Genomic DNA, 6,000 nt, shown 5'->3' with positions numbered 1-6,000 from the left:
TGGTGTTCTTCCTTCCTTCTCCCTTGTTGTCGCTTTGTTTTTGTTCTGAGGGGGAGAACTGGGCCGCGCGGGGGGGGGTTTGAAGGAAACCCCCCCCCCCCACCCGTGCGCCGCCGGAGCTGTAGCGGACTCCGGCGGCGCACCTGCTTGTCCACAGCCTGTGGACAGCGAACCCTCAACCCCCGGGCGTCACCAGTCGCGCCTCGTAGGCGAACACCGCCGCCTGCGTGCGGTCGCGCAGCCCCAGCTTCACCAGGATGCGGCTGACGTGCGTCTTGACCGTGGATTCCGCGACGACGAGATGCGCGGCGATCTCACCGTTCGACAGCCCCTGGGCCACCAGCACCAGCACCTCCGTCTCCCGCTCGGTGAGATCGGCGATGCGCTCCTGGGCGGGGGCACGCGGGGTGCCCAGGCGGGAGAACTCCGAGATCAGACGCTTGGTCACGGTCGGGGCGAGCAGCGCCTCACCGGAGGCGACGATGCGCACGCCCTCGGCGAGCTGGCCGGCCGAGGCGTCCTTGAGCAGGAAGCCGCTGGCTCCGGCGCGCAGCGCCTGGTACACGTACTCGTCGAGGTCGAAGGTGGTCAGCACCAGGACCTTGGCGTCCGCGTTGGCGGCGACGATCTCGCGGGTCGCCTCCAGGCCGTTCATCTCCGGCATCCGGATGTCCATCAGGACGACATCGGGCTTGAGGACGGAGACCTTGCGCACCGCCTGGAGCCCGTCGACGGCCTCGCCGACGACCTCGATGTCCGGCATGGCGTTGAGCAGGACGGAGAAGCCCTCGCGGACCATCACCTGATCATCGACGATCAGTACCCGGATCATGCTCCGCTCCCCTTGGGCGTGGTCTCCCCCGCCGCGTTCGACACCGGGATGAACGCGGCGACCTCGAAGCCGCCGTCCTCGGTGTGCTCGGCGGTCATCTCGCCGCCCAGCATTTGTACCCGCTCGCGCATGCCCAGCACGCCGTGCCCCGCGCCCGGGGACGGCTTGGCCAGCCGGCTCGGGGTGCCGTTGACGATCCGCAGGCCGATCCCGCCCAGGACATAGGAGATCTCCACCCGGGCGTCGGCACCCGGCGAGTGGCGCAGCGCGTTGCTCAGGGCCTCCTGGACGATCCGGTACGCGGAGAGCTCCACGCCCTGCGGCAGCGGCCGGGGCGCGCCGGTGATCACGGCCTCCACGGTCAGTCCCGCGCTGCGGACGCTGTCGAGCAGCGAGTCGAGGCTGGCGAGCGTCGGCTGCGGGGCCTCCGGGGCGCCATCGGCGAAGGCGTCCGGGTCCTCGGAACGGACCACACCCAGAATGCGGCGGAGTTCGGTGAGCGCGGCGACGGCGTTCTCCCGGATCGTGGCGAAGGACGTGGCGAGCTCGGGCGGGGTGTTCTCGACCCGGTACGGGGCGGCCTCGGCCTGGATGGCGATCACGGACATGTGGTGCGCGACCACATCGTGCAGCTCGCGGGCGATGGTGGCGCGCTCCTCCAGGAGCGTGCGCCGGGACCGCTCCTCGGCGGTGGCGGTCTGGGTCTCGACGACCTGCCGGCGCTCCTCGCGCCAGGCGCGCACCGCCGCGGCGGCGATCAGCACCAGACCGGAGAAGAACGCCACCGGCGGCAGATCGCTCGGCCTGTTCCCGCCGAGCGCCAACAGCACGGCCGCCACACCGAAGGTGACCAGCCACATCTCCACCGCGAGGCGCGGCCGGGTGCGCAGCACCACGAGGGTCATCACGGCGAGGTGGGTGGCGTAGGCCGCGCCCGCGAAGAGACTGTCGTACGAGGAGAGGGCCACGGACGCGAACCACCCGATGACCACCGTGAACAGCGAGATCCAGTAGGCGCCCACCGGCCGGAAGAGGGTGATCGCCGGCGTGGCGGCCACCAGCAGGCAGTAGCCGGCCACCAGCAGGCCGGCTACCGAGCCGATGTCGTAGCTCATGGCGAGGGCCGCGAGGAAGACCAGCGCCGAGAAGCCCCCGACGATCATGTGCGGCAGCCAGCGCGCCCAGTGCCGGATCCGCTCGGGCAGCCAGGGCACCCACCGGGACACCTTGGCGTCCTCCAGCGGCGGCATCGGGCGGAAGGCGAAGGCGTCGACGAACAGGTCCTGGCGCAGCCGGTGCAGCGCGCCATGAGCTATCCGGGCCTCGGAGCGCAGGGTGCTCTGCGTCTGGGTCTTCTCGTTCACGCTGACAACGGTAAGCAGAGACCGGCCCCCGGGCGTCCCCACCAGTGGGGATCTCCGGAGGTCCGTCTCAAGTACTACCCGGCGGTCACAACAGCGCGACCAGGAGGCGGCAGCTGGGCGTACCGGGCGTGACCGGCGCGTAGTGGCCCACGCCGGGCAGCTCGCGCAGGTCCGTACCGTCGGGGTGCGCCGCCGCGTAGCGCTGGGAGACGCTGAGCGGGACATCGTCGTCGTCGGCGCCGTGCAGGATCGTGACCGGGACGCCCGGTGGCGGGCGGCGGGCGGGATCCGCGGCGGCCAGGCGCTCCGGGAGCCCGGGGCCCGCGCCCAGAAGCTCGGCGACCGCGCCGTTGCTCAGCCGCAGCTCATGGGCGCGGGCGAGATCGGCGACCGGCGAGACGGCGATCACCCGGGTCACCGGGGTGCCGGGGCGGGCGGCGGCCAGCAGCGCGAGATGGCCGCCCGCGGAGTGCCCCACGAGGACGACGCCCGCGGCGCCGGGTACCTCGCGCACCGCCGCCTCGACGGCCGCCGCGACGTCCTCGAACGTCTGCGGCGCACCGCCCCCGGCACCGACCCTGCGGTACTCCGCGAGCGCCACCGGCAGCCCCCGCCCGGCCAGCTCGGCGGCGAGCGGCGACAGATGGCGGCGGTCGTAGGCCGCGCGCCAGAACCCGCCGTGCAGGAACACCACCAGCGGACCGGTCGCCCCCGAGGGGGTGTCCGCGCCCGCCCGCGGCCCGTAGAAGTCGACGATCTGGTCCGGATGCGGCCCGTACGCCACCGTGCGGTCCGGCGCCACCGGGGCGAGCCCCAGCAGCGCCGTCTCCTCGTCCGGCACGCTCACCCACCCGCTCCGGCCGCCCGCGGCTCCCCCTCGGGCAGCGCCCCCAGCACCTCGCCGAGCGTCCACGCCGCCCGCTCCGCCTCCGCGAAGGAGGTGTAGAGCGGGGTGAAGCCGAAGCGCAGCACGTCGGGCCGGCGGAAGTCGCCGACCACCCCGCGCCGGATCAGCTCCTCCATCACCGCGCCGGCACCCGAGCAGGCCAGCGACACCTGACTGCCGCGCCGCTGGTGGTCCACCGGTGTGACCGACCGGGCCCGGCCCGGCGGTACGTAGGCGCCGACGCACTCCAGGAAGAAGTCCGTCAGAGCGAGGCTCTTGGTGCGGACGTCCTCGATGGCGACCCCGTCCCAGGCCTCCAGCGCCGCCTCCAGCGCGAGCAGCGACAGGATGTCGGGGGTGCCGACCCGGCCGCGCGCCGCGCCGTCCGCCGGGGCGTAGGCGGGATCCATGGCGAACGGGTCGGCGTGCGAGTTCCAGCCCGGCAGCGGCGATTCGAACCGCTCCTGGAGGCTCTCGCGGACGTAGAGGTACGCGGGCGACCCCGGGCCGCCGTTGAGGTACTTGTACGTGCAGCCGACGGCGAGGTCGACATGGTGCGCGTCGAGGCCGACCGGCAGGGCGCCGGCGCTGTGGCACAGGTCCCAGACCGCGAGCGCGCCCGCGGAGTGCAGCGCGTGGGTGATGCCGGGCAGGTCGTTGAGCTCGCCGGTGCGGTAGTCGACGTGGTTGACCAGCGCCAGCGCGGTCCGCTCGGTGACCTCGTCGGCGATCCGCGCGGGCTCCACCGGCCGCACCGCGAGGCCGGTCATCCGGGCCGCGGACCGGGCGATATAGCCGTCGGTCGGGAAGGTCGCGGCGTCGACCAGGATCTCCGTGCAGCCCTTCCCGGCCATCCGTACGCCACCGACCACGGCCTTGAAGATGTTGACGCTGGTCGAGTCGCCGACCACCACCCGGCCGGGAGCCGCCCCGATCAGCGGGGCGATCTTGTCGCCGATCCGCTCGGGCGCGGTCCACCAGCCGGATTCCGTCCAGGAGCGGATGCGCAGCTCGCCCCACTCGCGGCCGATGACCTCGGCGATCCGGCCGGGCACCGCGCGGGGCAGCGCCCCCAGGGAGTTGCCGTCGAGGTAGACCGTGTCGTCGAGGGTGAAGCGGTCGCGTATCGCGGCGAGCGGATCGGCGGCGTCCAACTGCCGGGCGCGGACGGCCTGTTCGCGCTCGCCGACGGACTCGGGGACGCCGGCGCCGCCGGTGGTTCGGGGAGTCTCAGACATGGCTGCGCGCCGTCCACAGCTCGGGGAAGACGTTCTTGCGGGCCCGCTTCTCCAACCAGGCCACACCCGCGGAACCGCCTGTTCCCATCTTCGCCCCCATCGCCCGCCGGGTCGCGACGAGGTGGTCGTTGCGCCAGCGCCACACCAGCTCGCCGACGTCGGTCAGCGCCTCGCCGAGCCGAACCAGCTCCGACTCCTGCGGACCGGCGTAGATCTCGCCCCAGGCCGCCTCGACGGCCGGGTCCGGCTCGTAGCGCTGCGTCGGGTCCCGCCGCAGTACGGCCTCGGGGACGGCATGGCCGCGGCGCGCGAGCAGCCGCAGCACCTCGTCCCACAGGCTCGGCTCCTGGAGGGCCTTCTCCAGCTCGGCGTGGACCCGGGGCGCGCCGCGGTGCGGCACCAGCATGGACGAGGACTTCTCGCCGAGCAGGAACTCCATCCGCCGGTACATCGCGGACTGGAACCCGCTGCCCTCGCCGAGCGCGCTGCGGTAGGCGTTGAACTGCGCCGGGGTCAGCTTGGCGAGCGGCTTCCAGGCCGCGTTCAGCGCCTCCAGCTCGTCACACGAGCGGCGCAGCGCGTCCATCGCCACCGTCAGGTCGTCGCGGCGCAGCGCCTCGGCGGCGGTCTGCCACTCATGGACGATGACGGTGAACCACAGCTCCATGACCTGCGTGGTGACCAGGAAGACCATCTCGCCGGGGTCGTCGGAGAGCGGGTGCTGGAGGTGGGTGAGAACGTCCGCCTGGACGTAGTCCTCGTACGGGGTGGTACCTGCGAAGTCGAGGTTCGGGGTCTCAGGCTCCTGAGCCCCGCCGGTTACCTCGTGGGACATCGCTGTCTCCTCGAAACGTACTCCGGGTAGCGGTCCGCCCCTGCCATGCCGGCACGGGGGCCCCGGTCCCCACCGGGCATCTTCCGCAATGGTCCCCGCAGATGGCAAGGCCCGCCTGGTCAGAGAGCCAGGCGGGCCAGGTCACGGCTCAGGAGAGGGTGTCGGCAGCGGTCGGCGAGGAGTCGCGCAGGAAGGTCGTGCAGCGCTCGTACTCGTCCTGTTCGCCGATCGCCTGGGCGGCGCGGGCCAGGGCGTGCAGGGCCCGCAGGAAGCCGCGGTTGGGCTCGTGCTCGAAGGGCACCGGGCCGTGGCCCTTCCAGCCGGCCCGGCGCAGCGCGTCCAGGCCGCGGTGGTAACCGGTGCGGGCGTAGGCGTACGACTCGACGACCCGGCCCTGCGCGAAGGCGTCGTCCGCGAGCTGCGCCCAGGCCAGGCAGGAGGTCGGGTACTTCGCGGCGACATCGGACGGCGCGGTGCCCGCGGCCAGCAGCTCGCGGGGCTCCGGGTCGTCGGGCAGATGGGTCGGGGGCGGTCCCCCGAGCAGGTTCTCGTGAATGGCCATGGGACCAGTATCGCTGCGCAAGGGTTTGCTTCCCACGTTGTCGGCTGCGCCTTGCTGCTTCCCACGTTGTCGGCTTTCCCGCCGTGGGGGTTTCTCGCCGTGGCGCCTGCGGCGGGCTGGTGCCGCTGCGCGGGGCGTTTTCGGCAGCGGGTGCGGCCCTCCGGACTCCGTCCTGCGGTCCGCCCCCTCCCGTGAGTGGGGGAAGGAGACCGGTGGGGGTGAACGTCAGCGTTCGTGTGCCGGTAGTCGACGGACGGGGCCCGCCCCCACCGGGCCCGTCTTC

At 73.0% G+C, this 6,000-nt stretch carries 6 protein-coding genes; all 6 read right to left on the bottom strand.

What is annotated here, in order from left to right; genetic code table 11:
• Positions 1-175: 175 nt before the first annotated feature.
• Positions 176-832: a response regulator gene (locus tag ACZ5XZ_RS11080; protein WP_384423997.1), complete on the bottom strand. Its 657-nt coding sequence runs from the start codon at positions 830-832 to the stop codon at positions 176-178.
• On the bottom strand, positions 829-2,196 hold the full coding sequence (locus ACZ5XZ_RS11075) for a sensor histidine kinase (protein WP_468976461.1): 1,368 nt from the start codon (positions 2,194-2,196) through the stop codon (positions 829-831). The genes ACZ5XZ_RS11080 and ACZ5XZ_RS11075 overlap by 4 nt, the downstream gene beginning before the upstream one ends.
• Before the next feature lie 85 nt (positions 2,197-2,281).
• Complete coding sequence (locus ACZ5XZ_RS11070) at positions 2,282-3,043, bottom strand: alpha/beta hydrolase (RefSeq protein ID WP_468976459.1); 762 nt, start codon at positions 3,041-3,043, stop codon at positions 2,282-2,284.
• Positions 3,040-4,320, bottom strand: coding sequence for a kynureninase (kynU, locus tag ACZ5XZ_RS11065; protein ID WP_468976456.1), 1,281 nt, complete (start codon positions 4,318-4,320; stop codon positions 3,040-3,042). Before kynU ends, ACZ5XZ_RS11070 begins: the two co-directional genes overlap by 4 nt.
• A complete protein-coding gene (locus ACZ5XZ_RS11060) occupies positions 4,313-5,155 on the bottom strand; it encodes a tryptophan 2,3-dioxygenase family protein (RefSeq protein ID WP_468976454.1) in 843 nt (280 codons plus the stop codon). The genes kynU and ACZ5XZ_RS11060 overlap by 8 nt, the downstream gene beginning before the upstream one ends.
• Positions 5,156-5,303: 148 nt before the next feature.
• Positions 5,304-5,717 (bottom strand): DUF3151 domain-containing protein, encoded by a 414-nt coding sequence (locus ACZ5XZ_RS11055; protein ID WP_384424002.1) that lies wholly within the window; start codon positions 5,715-5,717, stop codon positions 5,304-5,306.
• Positions 5,718-6,000: the final 283 nt, after the last annotated feature.

This window comes from Streptomyces sp. NPDC033270 (assembly GCF_055576575.1).
The sequence above is the reverse complement of the archived record's forward strand: the minus strand, read 5'-3'. Positions and strand labels throughout refer to the sequence as shown.

Excerpts from the sequence above, each read along its gene's own strand:
- ACZ5XZ_RS11080 (WP_384423997.1), bottom strand. The coding sequence starts at position 832 with ATGATCCGGGTACTGATCGTCGATGATCAGGTGATGGTCCGCGAGGGC.
- kynU (WP_468976456.1), bottom strand. The coding sequence starts at position 4,320 with ATGTCTGAGACTCCCCGAACCACCGGCGGCGCCGGCGTCCCCGAGTCC.
- ACZ5XZ_RS11060 (WP_468976454.1), bottom strand. The coding sequence starts at position 5,155 with ATGTCCCACGAGGTAACCGGCGGGGCTCAGGAGCCTGAGACCCCGAAC.
- ACZ5XZ_RS11055 (WP_384424002.1), bottom strand. The coding sequence starts at position 5,717 with ATGGCCATTCACGAGAACCTGCTCGGGGGACCGCCCCCGACCCATCTG.